The 17,532-nt window shown below is 68.0% G+C and carries 17 protein-coding genes; 10 read left to right on the top strand and 7 right to left on the bottom strand.

Translation table 11 applies throughout. From position 1 onward, the window contains the following. On the bottom strand, positions 1-234 hold a 234-nt coding region (locus tag NP4_RS40555), incomplete at its 3' end, for a 2-oxoglutarate dehydrogenase E1 subunit family protein (RefSeq protein WP_444980109.1). A gap of 190 nt (positions 235-424) precedes the next feature. Next, positions 425-4,102, bottom strand: coding sequence for an ABC transporter ATP-binding protein (locus NP4_RS00010; protein ID WP_082875411.1), 3,678 nt, complete (start codon positions 4,100-4,102; stop codon positions 425-427). 173 nt (positions 4,103-4,275) lie between these two features. Here NP4_RS00010 and NP4_RS00015 point away from each other — a divergent pair, with 173 nt between their 5' ends. Further along, on the top strand, positions 4,276-4,611 hold the full coding sequence (locus NP4_RS00015; protein WP_067989924.1) for a hypothetical protein: 336 nt from the start codon (positions 4,276-4,278) through the stop codon (positions 4,609-4,611). A gap of 5 nt (positions 4,612-4,616) precedes the next feature. Here NP4_RS00015 and NP4_RS00020 read toward each other — a convergent pair whose 3' ends face one another. The 3 genes from NP4_RS00020 to NP4_RS00030 are packed head-to-tail and all read right to left on the bottom strand — an operon-like array spanning position 4,617 to position 7,038. After that, a complete protein-coding gene (locus NP4_RS00020) occupies positions 4,617-5,399 on the bottom strand; it encodes a hypothetical protein (RefSeq protein ID WP_067989927.1) in 783 nt (260 codons plus the stop codon). Continuing rightward, positions 5,396-6,325: an ABC transporter ATP-binding protein gene (locus NP4_RS00025; protein WP_067989929.1), complete on the bottom strand. Its 930-nt coding sequence runs from the start codon at positions 6,323-6,325 to the stop codon at positions 5,396-5,398. Before NP4_RS00025 ends, NP4_RS00020 begins: the two co-directional genes overlap by 4 nt. After that, positions 6,322-7,038, bottom strand: a complete 717-nt coding sequence (locus NP4_RS00030; RefSeq protein WP_067990503.1) for a YbdD/YjiX family protein — start codon at positions 7,036-7,038, stop codon at positions 6,322-6,324. The genes NP4_RS00025 and NP4_RS00030 overlap by 4 nt, the downstream gene beginning before the upstream one ends. An 87-nt stretch (positions 7,039-7,125) precedes the next feature. Here NP4_RS00030 and NP4_RS00035 point away from each other — a divergent pair, with 87 nt between their 5' ends. Together NP4_RS00035 and NP4_RS00040 are read left to right on the top strand one after the other, a co-directional pair. Continuing rightward, positions 7,126-7,971 (top strand): helix-turn-helix domain-containing protein, encoded by an 846-nt coding sequence (locus NP4_RS00035; protein WP_067989932.1) that lies wholly within the window; start codon positions 7,126-7,128, stop codon positions 7,969-7,971. Next, positions 7,968-8,378, top strand: coding sequence for a VOC family protein (locus tag NP4_RS00040; protein WP_067989935.1), 411 nt, complete (start codon positions 7,968-7,970; stop codon positions 8,376-8,378). The genes NP4_RS00035 and NP4_RS00040 overlap by 4 nt, the downstream gene beginning before the upstream one ends. On the opposite strand, the gene NP4_RS00045 is transcribed toward NP4_RS00040, so the two are convergent. Then, complete coding sequence (locus NP4_RS00045) at positions 8,360-9,382, bottom strand: glutathione S-transferase family protein (protein WP_067990505.1); 1,023 nt, start codon at positions 9,380-9,382, stop codon at positions 8,360-8,362. The genes NP4_RS00040 and NP4_RS00045 overlap by 19 nt on opposite strands. 59 nt (positions 9,383-9,441) lie before the next feature. Between NP4_RS00045 and NP4_RS00050 the strand changes: the two genes are divergently transcribed. Next, positions 9,442-10,233: an enoyl-CoA hydratase/isomerase family protein gene (locus NP4_RS00050; RefSeq protein ID WP_067989938.1), complete on the top strand. Its 792-nt coding sequence runs from the start codon at positions 9,442-9,444 to the stop codon at positions 10,231-10,233. Between the two features lie 94 nt (positions 10,234-10,327). Then, a complete protein-coding gene (locus tag NP4_RS00055) occupies positions 10,328-11,554 on the top strand; it encodes a class I adenylate-forming enzyme family protein (protein WP_067989941.1) in 1,227 nt (408 codons plus the stop codon). A gap of 3 nt (positions 11,555-11,557) precedes the next feature. Here NP4_RS00055 and NP4_RS00060 read toward each other — a convergent pair whose 3' ends face one another. Then, on the bottom strand, positions 11,558-12,301 hold the full coding sequence (locus NP4_RS00060; protein ID WP_067989943.1) for a tyrosine-protein phosphatase: 744 nt from the start codon (positions 12,299-12,301) through the stop codon (positions 11,558-11,560). A 387-nt stretch (positions 12,302-12,688) separates the two neighbouring features. Here NP4_RS00060 and NP4_RS00065 point away from each other — a divergent pair, with 387 nt between their 5' ends. From NP4_RS00065 to NP4_RS00085, 5 genes are all read left to right on the top strand, one after another. Further along, positions 12,689-13,177, top strand: a complete 489-nt coding sequence (locus NP4_RS00065; protein WP_245996856.1) for a TetR family transcriptional regulator — start codon at positions 12,689-12,691, stop codon at positions 13,175-13,177. Positions 13,178-13,225: 48 nt separating this feature from the next. Next, on the top strand, positions 13,226-14,395 hold the full coding sequence (locus NP4_RS00070) for an amino acid deaminase/aldolase (protein ID WP_067989949.1): 1,170 nt from the start codon (positions 13,226-13,228) through the stop codon (positions 14,393-14,395). A 37-nt stretch (positions 14,396-14,432) separates the two neighbouring features. Beyond that, a complete protein-coding gene (locus NP4_RS00075; RefSeq protein WP_067989951.1) occupies positions 14,433-14,618 on the top strand; it encodes a hypothetical protein in 186 nt (61 codons plus the stop codon). 351 nt (positions 14,619-14,969) lie between these two features. Then, positions 14,970-15,959 carry a ParB/RepB/Spo0J family partition protein gene (locus tag NP4_RS00080; RefSeq protein ID WP_169813630.1) on the top strand — a complete coding sequence of 330 codons (990 nt, stop codon included), beginning with the start codon at positions 14,970-14,972 and terminating at the stop codon, positions 15,957-15,959. 250 nt (positions 15,960-16,209) lie between these two features. After that, a complete protein-coding gene (locus NP4_RS00085) occupies positions 16,210-17,529 on the top strand; it encodes a lysine N(6)-hydroxylase/L-ornithine N(5)-oxygenase family protein (protein ID WP_067989953.1) in 1,320 nt (439 codons plus the stop codon). Positions 17,530-17,532 lie beyond the last annotated feature (3 nt).

Raw genomic sequence — 17,532 nt, forward strand, 5'->3', positions numbered from 1 at the left:
GGGGGGCACGGTCTTGGTCGGCGCGGGGGCGGGCGCAGGAGCGGGCGCGGGGGTCGCGGCGGCGGTCGGGGCGGCAGGCTTGCTGTTACCAGTGTCACCCGGCGTCTCCGGGGTGTAGTCGGCCAGAAACTCGTGCCAGCTCTCATCGACCGACGACGGGTCTTGCTTGTACTTCTGGTACATCTCGTCGACAAGCCACTGGTTCTGTCCGAACTGGGATGTTGAGCTGCTCACAGCAGGTGTTCGCCTCATTTCGTTCTTCGCGCTGCGACGTTTGTGACGTGCTCGGCACGGGTAATCGGCTCGATACGCGCCGATGCGCCCTTATCGAGGATAGGCCCAGCCCCACTCCGGCGTCCCATGGCGGCAACCGCGGGTCCCTTAAGGTTTGCTCAACTCCCCGTTCGGGCCCCGCCGTGGTCGATCAAGGACCACCGGGCAGACCTAGCCTCATACTGTGTCGACTCGTCCGCGACTGAGAATATTCCTTCGCTTCCGAGTGTTGCTCCCCACACTCCTCTGGTGTCGCGGACCACAGTCCTGAATACGGTCCACCGGCCGCGAGCAGTTCGATGTGCGAACCGATTTCGGCGATCCGCCCGTGTTCGACGACCGCGATGCGATCGGCGCGCGCGGCCGTCGCCAGCCGGTGCGCGACGATGACCGCCGTGCGCCCGCGGGTCACCGAACGGTTGGCCGCCAGTACCTTCTCCTCGCTGTCCGGATCGAGGACCGCGGTGGCCTCGTCGAGCAGCAGCAGATCCGGATCCACCAGTTCGGCCCGGGCCAGGGCGATCAGTTGACGCTGCCCCGCCGACAGTCCGCGTCCGCCTTCGCCCACCGGTTGCCGCATGCCCTGTGGGAGTGCGGCGATCATGTCGGTCGCGCCGACGGCCGCGGCGGCGGCGTCGATCTCGGCCCTGGTGGCCGCGGGCTTGCCGAACGAGATATTGCTCGCCACATCGCCGCTGAACAGGTGCGCCTCCTGCGGCACGATCCCGAGCCGGGACCGATAGTCGGCGAGGCGATAGTCGCGAATATCTGTGCCGTCCACGTCGATCGAGCCCGCGTCGGCGGGCGGCAGATCGTAGAGACGGGCCAAGAGCTTCACAATGGTGGACTTACCCGCTCCCGTCGGACCTACCAGGGCGAGGCTGGTTCCGGCCGGGATGCGCAGCGAAACGTCGTGCAGCGCGTTGGACTTCGCGTCCGGATAGCGGAATTCGACCGCGTCGAAGGCGACCTCACCGCGCAGCCGCCCCCCGATGCTCCGCGCGTCGGGCGCATCGGCCGCGATCGAGGACGGGGTGCGCAGCAGCGCCTCGATACGCCGCAGGCCCACGCGCGCCTGCTGATATCCGTCGAATACCTGTGACAGCTGCATGATCGGGCTGAACAGCAGACCCAGATAGAGCACGAAGGCGACCAGGGTGCCCGCGGTGACGGAACCGTGAGCAACATCACGGGCGCCGACGTACACTACCGCGGCCTGTGCGAGATCGGCCCAGGCGATGACCGCCGCGAAGTACAGCGCGATGGCCCGCTGGGCCCGCATGCGACTGCGCCGGTAGTCGTCGGAGTAGCCGGTGAAGCGCCGGGCCGCGTCGGATTCGTGCCGGTAGGCCTGAGTGGCGCGCAGTCCGGCGACGTTCTCCTGGAAGTCGGCGTTGACCACCGCAACACGTTCGCGCGCGGCCGAATACGCGGTGGCCGATACCTTGCGGAAGATCAGTGTCGCGACGATCAGGGGCGGCAGGGTCGCGAAGACCACCAGGGCCAGTTCGAGATCGATGACCAGCAGGGCCAGCGCGATACCGGCCGCGGTGACGAGGCTGATCAGCGCGGTGCCCAGCCCGGTCTGCAGGAAGGTCGACATCGCGTCGATATCGGTGGTCATCCGGGTCATGATTCGCCCGGACAGTTCCCGCTCGTAGAAGTCCAGACCGAGTCGCTGCAGATGGGCGTAACTGCGCACCCGCAGGCCGTAGAGCAGCCGCTCGCCACCCCGCGCGGACAGCAGCGTTCCCGCGGTCTCGTCCGCCCAGCTGAGCACGACCAGCAGCACCCCGCCGATCGCGGCCGCCGCCAACACCTTTCCGCTGCTTGCGGCCACGCCGTGGTCGAGTGCGTATCTGGTCAGCGCGGGGAAGGCCACGCCGATGAAGCCGTCGACCGCCAGCAGCGTCACCACCGCGGCCAACAGCCAGCGCACCGGTCCGAGCAGTCGCCGCAATCGGAAATTCGGTTCGGGTTGTTCGAGTTCGTGGACGTCGAGCCCCGGTTGTTCGTGAGCGCCGGGCAACCGCGCCAGGGTGTCCCGCAGCTCCTCCGGTATCTCGACCTCGGAATTCGGTGGCGGTTCGGGTGCGCTGCCGTTGGATTCGGCCGACGAGCCGGGCCACAGGTTTCGGGAGGCGGGTGCGGCGGGATCGGGTAGGCGGATGACCCGATCGGCGTGGGCGAGGGTGGATTCGCGGTGGGCGAGAATCACGGTCGTGCGGTCGGGGCGGCTGGGCAGGGCCGCGAAGATGGCGGCCTCGGTGACCGCGTCCACGGCGGAGGTGGCGTCGTCGAGGATCAGGATGCGTGGATCGGTGAGCAGGGCCCGGGCCAGGGCCAGGCGTTGGCGCTGGCCGCCGGACAGGGTGAGGCCGCGCTCGCCGACGACGGTGTCGTAGCCGTCGGGCAGTTCGGTGATGAACTCGTCGGCCGCGGCCTGTTCGGCGGCGGCGCGGATCTGCTCGGGTGTGGCGTCGGGATTCCCGAGGGCGATATTGGCGGCGATGGTGTCGGAGAACAGGAATGGTTCGTCGAACACCACCCCGACCGCCGCGCGCAGTTCGGCGGTGCGCAGTTCGGCGATGTCGACCTCGGTATCGGCGCCGCGCAGGCTGATTCGCCCGGCGGCGGGGGAGAAGAAGCGCGGCAGCAGCAGCGCCAGGGTGGACTTGCCGGATCCCGCGGGACCGATGATCGCGACCGTCTCCCCGGGGCGCACGCTCAGATCGAAATCGCGCAGCACGGGACGATCCGGATCGAAACCGAAGGTGAGACCGCGTATTTCGATGCCGAGCGGACCCTCGGGCAGCGGTTTCGGCGCGGGCGGATCGATCGCGGCGGGAGCGGTATCGATCACCTGGTACACCCGTTCGGCGGCGGCTCGGGTCAGCTGCGCCATGACGATCACATTCGACACGATCCGGGTACTGGACGACAGCATCGTCACATAGGACGCGAAGGCCAGGAAGGTGCCGACGCCGATCGAACCGTGCAGCGCGAGCGTTCCACCCAGGGCGATGACCACGACGAGACCGAACTGCGGCACGGCCGAAACCAGTGGCGCGAACCGGGAATCGATCCGCGCGGCCCGCATCCGCTCGGCGTACAACCGGCGGCCGTGCCGCTCGAGCAGCGCGACCATTCGGGCCTCCTGCCCGAAACCCTTCACCACCCGCACGCCGGTGACGGTCTCCTCGACGTGCTGGGCCAGATCCGCGGCCCGCTGCTGCGCCGACCACGTGGCCGCGTGGAACAGCGGCCGCGCCCGATGGATCACCAGTCCCAGCACCGGCATGGTCGCCAACGCCACCACCGCCAGCAGCGGCGACAGGACGAACATCACCACCGCGGCCGATACGAAGATCATCACCGAGGCCGCCGACAGCGGGGCCATCGCAAGCAGCCCCTGCACCAGCTGCAGATCGCTGATCGACCGCGACACCACCTGTCCGGTGCGTAGCCGATCCTGACCCGGCCCGTCGTATCGATGCAGCGCCGTCAGCAGCCCGGTCCGCAATTCGTGCTGCACATCCAGCGCCAGCCGCCCGGCCATCCACCGCCGCCCATAGGACGTCGCGAATCGAACCACCGCCAGCCCCACCAGAATCCACGCCACCACGGCGATCCCCCGCACATCACCGATCCGCGCCCCGTCGAGCGCCCGCTTGGCCGCCACCGGCACCGCCACCTCGGCCAGCGCCCCGAACACCACGGCCGCGACCACCCCACTCGCCAGCCCCGGATGCCCCCAACAAGCACCCCACAACCGCCGAACCCACCCACGAGCCCGCGGCCCCGAATCCCTGTCCACCCCCGTCACCATCACCCGACCGACGGTACTCACACCCACCGACATCCATCGGACCACAATGGAGCGAGCCCGACGAGCGGCCGCGAACACGCCGGAGCGAAGCGGAGGCCAACGAAACGGAACCATCCGGGGCCGGGGCGCGTCGAACTCGATGTACCGAAAACAGACATTCCGAAAGGCGACCGGTGGCTGGCTACTTGAAGGTCGATATCGATGCGCTGGCCAAGGCCGTGCAGTTGTTGCGCGGTTCCGAGCAGGTGCTCACCGATGCGATGAAGGCGATGGCGCAGGGCGGGCACGGGGATATCGGTACGACGGTGCTCAACGATGCGGCCGAGAGTTTCCAGCGGCGCTGGCATTTCGGGGTGCAGCGCATCAGTGAGGCGACGAAGTCCACCGCGGACGGCATCGCGCAGTGCCATGACGCCTATCAGCAGGTGGACGATCAGTTCGCGCAGCTCATCGCGCAGGCGCAGGCGGGGGAGAACAATCCGACCCCGCCGGCCGAGACGAAGGTCTGACGAACTCAGATATCGCGCTGCCGCAGATACCACCACGCCCCGGCCCCGGCGGCCAGGGTCCACAGCAGCAGGATCACCGCGGAGGCGGGACTCGGGGCGAACAGGCGGTTGCCGGGGAAGGAATCCACCGCGACCGCCGAGATCGTGGCCGAACCCGGAAACAGCACGGCGACCCCGGGCACATCGGAGCCGTGGGCGATCAGCCAGATCAGTGGTTCGATCACCAGCAGCCAGCCCAGCGGCGCGACGATGGCCAGCACCGCCGACCGCAACAGCAGCCCGAGGCTCGCCCCGATCACGCCCCAGCACACCGCGGCCAGCAGGCCGCCGCCCAGCACGCTCACCAGACGCAACCCGAATTCGATCTTGTGCCGCCCCGCGGTCACCAACCCGAGACCCGCGCCCACCTCGGCGGCCAGGCCCAGCAGCAGCGAATAGACCGCGGCGATACCGATCTTCGCGCCGAACAGCAGATCGCGATCGGGGGTGAACAGCGCGGTTACCGGCATACTCGCGTAGCGGTACTCACCACCCGCCCCGAGCGCCCCGCCGATCAGCGATCCGGCGATCGCCACCGCCAGCCCGATGTACAGGCCCATGCTCGCCGTTCCGGTCGCCAGGTCCTGTTTCGGTTGCGGCCCGCTGCCGAGGGTCGTGCTCCCGATCGCGGCGAGCAGCCCGACCACCGCGCATCCGGTGAGCAGCAGCCACGGCCAGCGCAGCGTGGTGAGCTTGCGGGCCTCGGACGTCGCCGCCCGGCTCACCTCCGCGGGCACGGTCACAATCATCGAGGCGCTCCGTACGGGGTCGGCGGGGCGGGGACGGTGGTTCGGGTGAGCGTCGCGAGGACGCGATCGGGATGGACCGGCTCCGGAATCAGATCGCTCAGTTGAACTTTCGCGGCGCGCGCCGCGGCCTCGATTTCCGCGCGCGAGGCCTCCGCGACGGCGAGGCGGCCGTCGGCGCGCATGATCGCGTCGGTGAAGCCCTGGGCCGCCAGCATGGTCGCGAGCGCGATCGGGCTGGACGCGCCGACGATCAGCCGATCCGGATGGCTGCGCCGCAGCCGACGCGGACTGCCCTGGTACACAATCGAACCCGCGGCCAGCACGATCAGCTGATCCGCGGCGGGCAGCGCCGCGGCCAGGCTCTGCGCGGTGAACACCGTCGTACCGCCGCGCCGGGCGTGCCCGCGCAGATGGTCGTAGAGCCAGCCGCGTTCGGACCCGTCGAGTCCGGTGAACGGATCGTCGAGGATCAGCAGCGGGGGATCACCCAGCAGCGCGATCGCCAGCGCGAGCCGGGTCCGCAGCCCGGGCGCGAGCGCGCGCACCCGCAGGTCGGCGACGCCGTCGAGCCGGGTGAGAGCCAGCACCGCGTCGACCCGGGCATCGGAAACGCCTGTGGCGGCGGCGAATACACGCAGTTCACCGCGCACGGTGCGCCCGGGATGCAGGCCGCGCGCCTGGGTCATCGCCCCGACCGCCCGACCGGACGCGGACCGAGCGTCGCCGAGCGCGACGGTCCCCGTATCCGGCGTCGACAGCCCCAGCAGCATCGAGACGAGGGCCGTCTTCCCGGCGCCGGTCGTGCCGACCAGTGCCGCGGTGGTCCCGGCGGGAATCGTGAAACTCACATCCCGCACGGCATCCAGTCCGTCGAACTGTTTGGACAGTCCGGTGGCCGAGACGGCGAGCGATCGCGGCGCGCTCACTGCGATCCGGCTCCGGGCGAGGGATCCAGGGACGGCAGCGGATCAGCATCGATCACCAGCGGACCGCGCCAGGACCGCGGGGCCGCGCCGAAGGCGCCGTGCGCGTTGGCGATCACGGTCTTACCGAGCGCGCGGTTGCCGAAACCGCCGATGGCCGCGCCGATTCCGGCGGGAATCACCTTGCCCACCATCAACGCGCTGCGCTTGGCCAGGAACTGCACCACGAACCGCTTGAGCAGCGAATCGTTCATACTGCTGAGCCCCGGAATCCGGTTGGCCAGCAACGTGCCCCAGTTCTTGGCCGAATGCCCCACACTCTTCTCGACGATCTCCATCCCGCTCTCGCCGAGCACCACCGCCAGCACCAGGGCCCGGCGGCGCTCGGAATCCTCGGGCGCGATGTTGTGCACCGAGGCGACGGCGAGGGTGAATACCGCCGACGCCTCCAGGAAGAACGCCGTCTCCGCGCCCATGGCCGCGATCGAGGTGATGGTGCCGATGCCGGGTATCGCGGCGGTCGCGCCGACCGCGGTACCGCTGCCGGTGACCGTGGTCAGATACTGCCGCTCGAGTCGTTCGACGATCTGCGCCGGGGATTCGCCGGGGTGTGCGCGGCGGAGCCGTTCGACATACTTCTCGACCGCCGGCGCCTGCAGCTGCGATCCGTTGTCCAGCAGCGACACCACGGCCTTCTCCAGGCCGGTCTTGAACATCGCCAACACCCCTCTCGTCCGGTCAGCTGAAACTCTAACGAACGGATTCGCCGAGCCGGTTCCGTCCGCGCGTCCTACCGTGGAGCCGTGCACGGTGTGTCGGAGGGGGCGAAGGGTCTGCCGGACCCACGCCTGCGACCGTTCGTCAGCGGGTACGACGGTTATCTGCTGCACGGGTTCGCGCCCGGCGTCCACGTCGGCATGCCCTCGACCGCCCTGACGGTCATCGTCACCATCGGCGAGCCGATCGATGTGCCGGTGTCCTCGCATCCCGATCAGCCCGGCGGCACCTGGGACGCGCTGGCGAGCGGGCTGACCGTGCGGCCCAGCCTGATCGCGCACCGGGGTTTCCAGCACGGTATCCAGCTGGCGGTCACCCCGCTGGGTTCGCGGGCGCTGCTCGGCGTGCCGGTGGCCGCGCTGGGTTCCTGGGTGATCGATCTGGCGGATTTGCTCGGCCCCGACGTGACCGAGCTACGCGACCGGATCTCGGCCACCTCGATCTGGGCCGAACGCTTCGCCGTCCTGGACGAGATCCTGCTGCGCCGCCTCGGCGATGTGCCGATCGATCCGAATCTGCGGCACGCCTGGCGGCTGCTCACCGATGCGGCCGGGCCGCCGCGCGTGGCCGAGGTCGCCGACGATATCGGCTGGAGCAGAAGACATCTCGGCAACCGGTTCACCGCGGAGTTCGGCATCACGCCCAAGGACGCCGCCCGCCTGACCCGCTTCGAGGCCTCCCACCGCCGGTTGCGCACCCCCGGCGTGACGATCGCGGAGGTGGCCGCGGTTACCGGCTACTACGACCAGGCGCATATGGCCCGGGAGTGGCGCGAACTCGCCGGGATGCCGCCATCGCGGTGGCTGGCCAGCGAGGAGTTCCCATTCATCCAAGCCCAGCACGTATCCGCACTGGAAGGCTCGGATACATGAGCGATACAACCACTTCGAAAACGGCCACCACCGTGATCTGGCCGACCTTCACCTACCGCGACGCGCCCAAGGCGATCGAATTCCTGCGCACGGCCTTCGGCTTCCTCGAAACCGCCCGCTACGGCACGGGCGACGTGATCGACCACGCCGAACTGGCCTGGCCCGGTGGCGGCGGCATCATGCTGGGCTCACTGCGCGAGGGGTCGGCGCTGTGCGACCAGCCCCCGGGCGTCGGCTCGGCGTATCTGGTCGTCGACAACCCGGACGAGCTGTACGAGCGGGCCGTGGCGGCCGGGGCGACCATCACCCGCGAACTGCGCGAGGAGGATTACGGCTCGCGCGGTTTCACCTGCCGCGATCCCGAGGGCGTGTTCTGGAGCTTCGGCACCTACGCCGGGGCCCAGTGATCGGCGGGCACCCGCTCGGCCGGTAGCGGCGGCGGGGGCGGCGTGCCGTCACCGAACGGCCTGCCGCCCAGCGCCTCCCGGCCGTGCGGGGTCAGCCAGCCGGACAGATCCGGGCCCTTGGGCACCACCCGCGTCGGATTGATATCGGCGTGCACGATGTAGTAGTGCCGCTTGATCTGCACGAAGTCCACGGTGTCGCCGAAACCGGGGGTCTGGAACAGATCGCGGGCGTAGGCCCACAGCACCGGCATTTCGGTGAGCTTCTCGCGGTTGCATTTGAAGTGGCCGTGATAGACCGGATCGAAGCGGACCAGCGTGGTGAACAGCCGCACATCGGCCTCGGTGATGGTGTCGCCCACCAGGTAACGCTGCGTGGCCAGCCGCTCGGACAGCCAGTCCAGCGCCGTGAACAGCCGATCGTAGGCGGCCTCGTACCCCTCCTGGGAACCGGCGAAGCCGCAGCGGTACACGCCATTGTTGACCTCGGTGTACACCCGCTTGTTCACCGCGTCGATCTCCTCGCGCAGCGCCTCGGGATACAGCCGCGGCGCGCCGTCGCGGTGATATCGCGACCACTGCGTGGAGAAGTCGAGGGTGATCTGCGCGTAGTCGTTGGTGACCACCTCACCGGTCGGCACGTCCACGATCGCAGGGACGGTGATGCCGCGCGGATAGTCCGGATCGCGCTTCAGATACGCGTCGCGCAGGAAGTGCACTCCGAGCACCGGATCCACCTGGTCGGGATCCAGGTCGAAGGTCCAGCTGCGCTTGTCGTGGGTTGGCCCGCACAGGCCCAGCGACAGCACGTTCTCGAGGCCCAGCAGCCGCCGCACGATCAGCGTGCGATTGGCCCACGGGCACGCCCGGGCGGCGATCAGGCGGTAGCGGCCCGGTTCCACCGGATAGCCGTCGCGGCCGTCCACGGTGATGCGCGTGGTGATGTAGTTGGTATCGCGCTTGAACTCGCCGGGTTCCACATAGGTGCCGCTATTGGGCGACGAGATAGTCACCCGCCCAGTCTTCCACGCTTCCGTCGCGATGGTGGGCTGGATAGATTCGGCGGATGACCGAGAAACCCACCAGGCTGGAACGCGTCGATACCGATGGGGGCGCGCGGCTTGCCGTGCTGACCATCGACAGTCCGCCGCTGAACCTGTTCGACAAGGCGCTGATGGAGTCGTTGGCGGCCGATATCGCCGAGCTGACCGCGGCCCCGCCGCGCGCGGTGCTGCTGCGTGCCGAGGGCAAGGTGGTCTCCGGCGGCGTGGATGTGCACATCTTCGACGGACTCTCGGTCGAGGAGGGCGCCGAGCTGTGGCGGACGCTGTTCGCGCGCATCATCCATCCGCTCGAGGCGCTGCCGTGCCCGGTGGTTTTCGCCGCGCACGGGCTCACCCTCACCGCGGCCCTCGAGATCGCGCTGGCCTGCGACATCGTATTGGCCGCGCCCAAGGCGAAATTCGGGCTCGTGGAGACGGTCGTGGGACTGACGCCGTCGATGGGCGGCCCGCAGCGGCTGGCCGAGCGCGCGGGTTCGGGCCGGGCCCGGGAATTCGTGATGACCGGCGATCTGTACGACGCGGCCACCCTCGCCGACTGGGGCGTGGTCAACGCGGTGCACGAGGATGTCGACGCCGCCGCGCGAGCGCTGGCGGCACGCCTGGCCGAGGGGCCGACCCGGGCGCATTCGGCGACCAAGCAGATCGTGGCCGCGTGGCGTTCCGGTGGTGTGGCCCATGCGGATTCGGTGACGCCGCAGGTATCGGGCGAGCTGTTCGGCACCGAGGATCTGCGGGGTGCGGTGCGCAGCTTCCTCGAGGTGGGCCCGGGGAAGGCGAAATACAGCGGGCGGTGACGCGCCGGACACTTTTGCCGCCTATCCAACCTTCCTTGTGACCTGCGTCATATAGTCACAGGTGCCTGCCGAATCGAGGCGCTCGGAGGAACGGATGGCGCAGTTGCTCGTCGAATACCCGCAGCGGGATTGTCACCCAACGGAATTCGGCCCACTGGCCCGCGGGGCCGACGGCGTGTTGCGCTACGGCAATCTCAATCCGGCGCTGACGGAACTGCTCGATGTGCAAGTCCACGCGTTCTCCGGGCGCGAGGCCGTGGTGGAGATCGGCGGCCCGCGGCTGACCTATCGCCAGCTGTGGCATTCGGCGTCGCGCATCGCGGGCGGACTGCAGGAGCACGGGATCGGCTATGGCGATCGGGTGGCGGTGCATATGCCGGTCGGCGTGCGCTGGGTGCAGGCGTTTCTCGGCGCGCTGCTGTCCGGCGCCGTACCGGTGCTGGTGCACGACGGATTATCCGATGCCGCTGCCGCACAGGTGATCTCCGACAGCTCCGCGGATTTCATCCTGGGCAGCGGCGAATTACCGGATGCCGCGGCCTTCATCGACGACGGCGCGTCGCTGACCGAGCTGGCGCTGCTGTGCTACACCAGTGGCGCTGTGCCCCAGGGGGATTCGGCCGGACCGAAGGGGGTGGAGCTGACCAACGAGAACCTGCTCTCCGCGGTCCGCTCGGTGGTGGGCGCGCTCGACCTGCCGACCGACGGGCTGCGCAATCTGGTGCTGCTGCCGCTGGCGCATGCCAGCGGATGTGTGGATCAGGTGCTGCCGACCTTCGCCGTGGGCGGCACGGTGGTGCTGGTGCCGGATCCGACGCTGATCGCGGAAACCATTGTGGCCGAACGGATCGATATGGTATCGGCCACCCCGCGCATCTTCGCCGGACTGCTGCCGGAACTGGCCGGGCTGCGGGCCGAGGGGGTCGGTCAGGTGTGCAGCGCCGGACATCGCGCCGAGGTCGCCGCCACCGGGCCGGGCACCGCCGAGGTGGTGTCCGAGGCGCTGCGCGAGGTGTTCCCGCTGGCCCGGCAGTGGTCGGTATGGGGCGCGACCGAGACCAGCGGCATCGGTCTGGCGCTGGCGGACTGCGGTAAGCCCGCCCCCGATCTGCTCGGATTCCCGTTCGGTGGAACGGAATTGGCACTGTGGGGTCCGCGAGCGAGTGCCGGTCTCGGCGAACTGCTCTGCCGCGGGCCCAATGTGTCGCGGCGCTACTGGAACGATCCGCGGGCCACCGAGACCCGCTTCACCGGAAGTTGGTTCCACACCGGCAATCAGGTCGAGATCGATGCGGACGGTCTGGTGCACCGCGCCGACTGAGCCTCATTCCAACAGGCGTTCGCGCAGGCGGCCGCGCAGCGGATCGGACAGCCCGATCGCGTCGAGGTAGCCGTCCAGATCGCCGTAGAGGGTCCGCATATTCTCGGTGCCCGCGCCCAGATAGTCCGGCGAGACGCCCAGGACGTCGAGCGGAAGTGTCGCGCGCCCACCGGAATTGACCGAGACGTCCTCGCGCAGCGAGTCGATGGCCCCATTGCTGAGCAGATAGTCGTCGAGCACCGCGGATTCGGTGACGCCGACCGCGCGCAGCAGCGTCGCCACGGCCCAGCCGGTGCGATCCTTACCGGCGGCGCAATGCACCAGCACCGCGCCGTCGCCGCGGACCAGCGATTCGGCGATGGTCACCAGGGCGATGCCGGCCTCGGGCATCGCGGGAAAGGCCGCGTAGACCCGCATCATCTCGGTGCGGCCGTCCTGGTAGACCACCTCGTGCGGTGGCACCTCGCCGATCTGGGAGTCGAACGGGCTCAGCTCCAATCGAATATCGCGCGGGAGCGCGTCGGGACCCAGATGGTCGATCTCGCGCGGTCCGCGCAGATCGTGCACGGTCGCGACGCCGAGTTCACGCAGGGTGGCGTGGCCGTCGTCGTCGAGCCGGCACAGCTGCGCCGACCGCAGCAGGACCCCGCTGCGAACCTTCGCGCCGCCGGCGGTGCGCAGGCCGCCGACGTCGCGGTAGTTGAAGGTGCCGGATATGAGCAGATGATCGGGGCGTGCGGTGGTCATAAATCCAGGCTATGTCCGGGCCGGTATCGACGGGGTGTCGTTATCCGATCGAACGGGCGAATCTGCGATGGCATGTGTGATCGGCCACAGGATCGGGTGCGAGCGGTCCGTGACCCGTAAAGTTCTCTGATCGGACGACGCGAGGACACGCGCTGGGCGAGAGTGGTCCCCGGGTCTCCGTCAGGTCGCGAGGGGGTACCGGACCGGTAACAAAACATTCTTTCGGTCCGGAAATGCCCACTTAAAACGATCGCGATCCCTGAAAAACCTCTAACATTGTGAAAACGGGTCGACCGGGATGCTTCCGGAGCGATCAGTGAAGACCGCAGCCCGTTGAGCGAGTCGCGCAAGCGAGGTGCGCGAGTTCTTTCGCCCGAGGGAGTCGTCGTGAGCGCAAGTGCAAGTAGACAGATGGTTCAGGTTCTCAGACCGAGGCCGACGGTCGAACAGGCCGTCGAGCAGGCCGCGGCCGCACTCGACTACACCGGCACCCGCGCGCTGCGGGTGCTGTTACATGCCGGGGTGAGCGCGCTGTGGCCGACGATCAAGGCCACGCCGGAAAAGCAGGTGCGCTCCTACGAGTCCACGATCGCGGCCCTGCGTCGCCGCTGGTCCAAGGGCGGCGAATGCGAACCCGATTCCACCGTGGCCGCGCTGTTCCGTGATCTGGACGCCGAGGTGGCGGCCTTCCTGCAACTGTGCGCCGACCGCTCGCGGACCGAATGGCTGGAACCGGTCGAGGCCGTGGCGGCCTACTCGGTGGCGGTCATGCAGGGCACGGTCCTGCGCTGGTTGGCCGATTGTGACGACGAGACGACCCTGGTGGTGTTGGACGATCTGGTATCCAGCCTGTCCACCAAAGCCGCCGATCGATAATCCTGGACGTTTGACCAGTTTCATGGTTCAGTTGAACCTGTGACAGACGTGTCGTCCATCACCGGACTGAACGCGGCCACCGCCGATCTGGATCCGCCGTTGGCCGCGTTGGACCTGAGCGCGCTGCGCGCCAATGCCGCCGATCTCGTGCGACGGGCGCGGGGCGTACCGATCCGGGTCGCCAGTAAATCGGTGCGCTGCCGGGCGGTCCTCGAGGAGGTCCTCGGCGGCGAGCTCACCGGATCGGGCGGTTTCGCGGGCATCATGTCCTATTCGCTGCCCGAGGCCATCTGGCTGGCCCGCCGGGGCGCGCGTGACATTCTGCTCGGCTATCCGAGCGTGCATCGGGCCGCGCTGGTCGAACTCGGTGGCGACGAGACGCTGCGCGAGGCCATCACCCTCATGGTCGACGATCCCGCGCAGCTCGATCTGATCAAGACCACCGTCGGCGGCGAGCGGGTGCGCCCCCGGGTCTGTCTGGATGTCGACGCGTCGCTGCGGGTCGGACCGCTGCACCTCGGCGTGCGCCGATCCCCGATCCGCACCCCCGATCAGGCCGCCGACCTGGCCCGTGCCGCCCAGCAGCGCGGCTTCCAGGTGGTCGGCGTGATGACATACGAGGCGCAGATCGCCGGGCTGCCCGATACCAATCCCGCTGTGCGACTGGTGAAATGGGCCTCGGCCACCGAAATCGGCAAGCGCCGCAAGCAGGTGCTCGACGCCGTGCGCTCGGTGGTCGGCGAACTCGAGATCGTCAACAGCGGCGGCAGCGGGTCCATCGAGGTCAGCATCTCCGATCCCGAGGTCACCGAGGTGACCGCCGGTTCCGGCCTGTACGTACCGACCCTGTTCGACGGCTACCGCGCCTTCCGACCGCATCCGGCCCTGTTCTTCGCCCTGCCGGTGCTGCGCCGCCCCGCCCGCGGCATCGCCACGGTCTTCGCGGGCGGCTACACAGCCTCCGGTCCGGCCAATAATTCCCGCGTTCCGAAGCCCGTGTGGCCCAGCGGTTTACGGCTCATCGGCACCGAGGGTGCGGGTGAGGTACAGACCCCGCTGACCGGCGCGGAAGAACTCACCATCGGCGACCGGGTGTGGTTCCGCCACGCCAAGGCGGGTGAACTGTGCGAACGCTTCGACCAGATCCACCTGGTCGACGCCGACGGCACCCGAACCACCGTCCCCACCTATCGCGGCGAGGGCCTCAATTTCGGCTGAACCTCTCGGATCGTCCTCCGCCGGATACGATTTCGGTATGGAGAAGAAGACACGGAATGTCACGGTCTCCCTTCCCGAGGACGTGGCAGCCACCCTGGAGAGCTGGTGCGAAAGCGGCCGTATCGCATCGATCGGCGAATACCTCTCCAGCCGGGTGCGAGCCGACACCGTCGGCGCCCAGGACTGGGCCAGCGAGACAGGGACGCGCCCGGGCATCGGGTGAGCGGGGGTCCCACGACAGCCACGGGTTTGTTCGGATCCGTGGCGGCGGTGCGGATTTGTTCTCTTCGCGGAAATCCGCCGGATTGTGCTGCTCCGTCCCTGTGCGGTGATTCCGTGCGGTAGCTTTTTGGGGTCGGCGTGTTGAGCTGGCAGCACACCGTCGATGGGTCGCGAAGACCGCGGATCAGCGAGATGGCCCGTATCCGCGTTGCGGCCGTATGCCGTCGAGCGGGGTGAACCCGGGCCGCTGGGCGGCGAGTATCCTGAAGCGGGGGCCTCAGTATGTGATTGCCTGCGCCGCTATGGCGTGCGTGTGTGGCGTGTCGAAGCATATGAACTGGGAGGGGAATTCATGACCAGTGCGGCGAATATCTCGCCTCGGGCGACGATCCTGTCCGAGGCCCTCACCCGAGAACCGTCCTGTTCGGAAATCGTCGTGCTGCCGATCGGCAAGCTCCGTCCACTGGACTCGTCGCCGCGGACGACGGGCGAGAGCGCGGATCACGTACGCCTGCTTGCCGAATCGGGCACCGCGTTCGCGCCGATCGTCGTCCTGCGGGCGACGATGCAGGTCGTCGACGGCTGGCACCGGCTGTGCGCCGCACTGCTGCGCGGTGAGAAGACCATTGCGGCAGTGTTTTTCGACGGCGGCGTCGAGGCGGCGTTCGTGCTGGCGGTCAAACTCAATGCGGCGCACGGGCTGCCGTTGTCGCTGGCCGAGCGGAAGGCCGCGGTGCTGCGCATTCTGCGGTCGTACCCGGACTGGTCGGATCGGTCGATCGCCGGTATCGCAGGGGTCTCGCCCAAGACCGTCTCCGCCATCCGCAGGCGGTCGACTGTGGAAATTCCACAGTCGACCGGTCGGATCGCACGCAACGGTGTGCGGCATCGGTCCGGACCGCGGGCGCGACAACGCGCCGCCGAGATGTTCGCCGCCGATCCCACCATATCCGCGCGGAAGGTTGCCGTAGCGGTGGGTATTTCGGTGACAACGGCCAAGGATGTCCGAAAACGATTGAACGAGGCGACTTCCGTACCCGCACCCGCGGACGGCCCCGAGTCGACCGAGATCGCCGATCCGGCCGAACAGTGGCTGGTCACCGACGAGATTCTGCATCAGCTGCGCAAAGATCCGTCGCTGCGCTTCTCCGAGACCGGGCGAAAACTGTTGCGATGGTTGGAGTTTCCGTTCGGCGACGGCGTCGACTGGAGCGATGTCCTCGGTAATACCCCGAGTCACTGTGTTCCGCGCATCGCCGAACTCGCTCGACGACGCTCCCAGGACCTGCGGCAGTTGGCGCAGCTACTCGATCAACACAGCCGCGGCGCCTGTTCGGCGTGAGCTCCATGGTCGTGCATACGACCATGGCCGCCGACTCAGTACTGTTCTTGTGCACATCCCTTGTGCGCGTTAGTGTTGAGTTCGAGAGACTACCGGGGACTCTGAAATTGCACGGGGTTTCATGTGATCGACGGGGCTTTTATTGATTACGGCATGCCTGCCCTACATCGGGTGCGTATTGCGCGTTCGTAACCGATGATTCTCTCGATGTTCACACCCTCAGTCCGTGCTCCGAGGAGCAGGAGGGGTAATGAGTCAGGAATCGCTTACCGACAATTGCGAACATTACCGATGTGTGGGAATCGGTATCGGTCCGGCAAATCTGAGTCTGGCGTCTCTGCTGTACGGTCAGCCGGATATGTCGAACCGGTTCTTCGAGAAGCGGAACGATTTTCGATGGCATGACGGCCAGCTGCTGCCCGACACCTCGCTCCAGGTTTCGATGCTCAAGGATCTGGTGAGCCTCTCCGATCCGACCAACAGGTTCTCGTTTCTGTCCTACCTCCATGCTCAGGGTCGGGTCTATCACTATCTGAACGCGCAATTCGATGCGGTGCCGCGCAGCGAGTTCCGGAACTATCTGGAATGGGTGAGCGCGAACAACGAGAACCTCATGTTCGGCGAAGAGGTTCAGGCGATCCAATTCGACAGGGTTTTCGTGCTACGCACCGGCAATCGCACGGTGACGGCCGACAATATCGTTATCGGCGTCGGCCGCCGCCCCCATGTTCCGCCGATGGCCGAGGGGCTGCTCGGTCCGACCCAATTCCATATCGGCGAATTCGCCGACAGGGCGGTCGGACTCGGAGGGCGGCGAGTGTGGGTTATCGGCGGCGGCCAATCCGGCGCGGAGGCGTTTCTCGATCTGATATCCCGGCCGCGCGGTGAACTGCCGCGCAGGGTCGGCTGGATATCCCGGCGCCGCAACTACTTTCCCCTCGACGACTCGCCGTTCACGAACGACTATTACATGCCGGACTACTCGGAGTATTTCTCCGCGCTGCCGGGAGTCACCCGCGACAAGCTCAACTCCGCACATGTGCTGTCCAGCGACGGGATCTCCGAGTCCACGCTGCGCAAGATATACCAGCGTATCTACCTGCATCACTTCGTCGACGGCGCCACCGATCTGGTCGCGCTGTACCCCAACCGCGACGTCCTCGGCGTGACAGGTGATTCCGGCGCAGGCTGGGATATCACGCTCACCCACAACGACCAGCCGGGCGCGGACGAGCACGTCGAGGCGGATGTGATCGTCTGGGCGACCGGTTTCCACGCCGCCGACACGGAATTCCTGTCGCCGATCGAGGAGCGGCTCGAACGGGACGGCGACGAGTACAAGATCGACTCGGATTTCGCCGTGCGCTGGGACGGCCCGGCCGATCGAAACATCTTCCTGCAGAACGGCGCCCGGCGCCAACGAGGTCTGGCCGATACCAATCTGAGCCTCGTGGCCTGGCGCAGCAAGCGGATCGCCGATCGCCTGCGCGGCATTCGGTCCGACGATCCGCACGGATCATTCCTCGAGTGGTCGGCAAAGGGGCCCGACGACCGGCTGTCCGGAGCGTAGACC

The organism is Nocardia pseudobrasiliensis NBRC 108224, from assembly GCF_001613105.1.
Lineage (GTDB): Bacteria > Actinomycetota > Actinomycetes > Mycobacteriales > Mycobacteriaceae > Nocardia > Nocardia pseudobrasiliensis.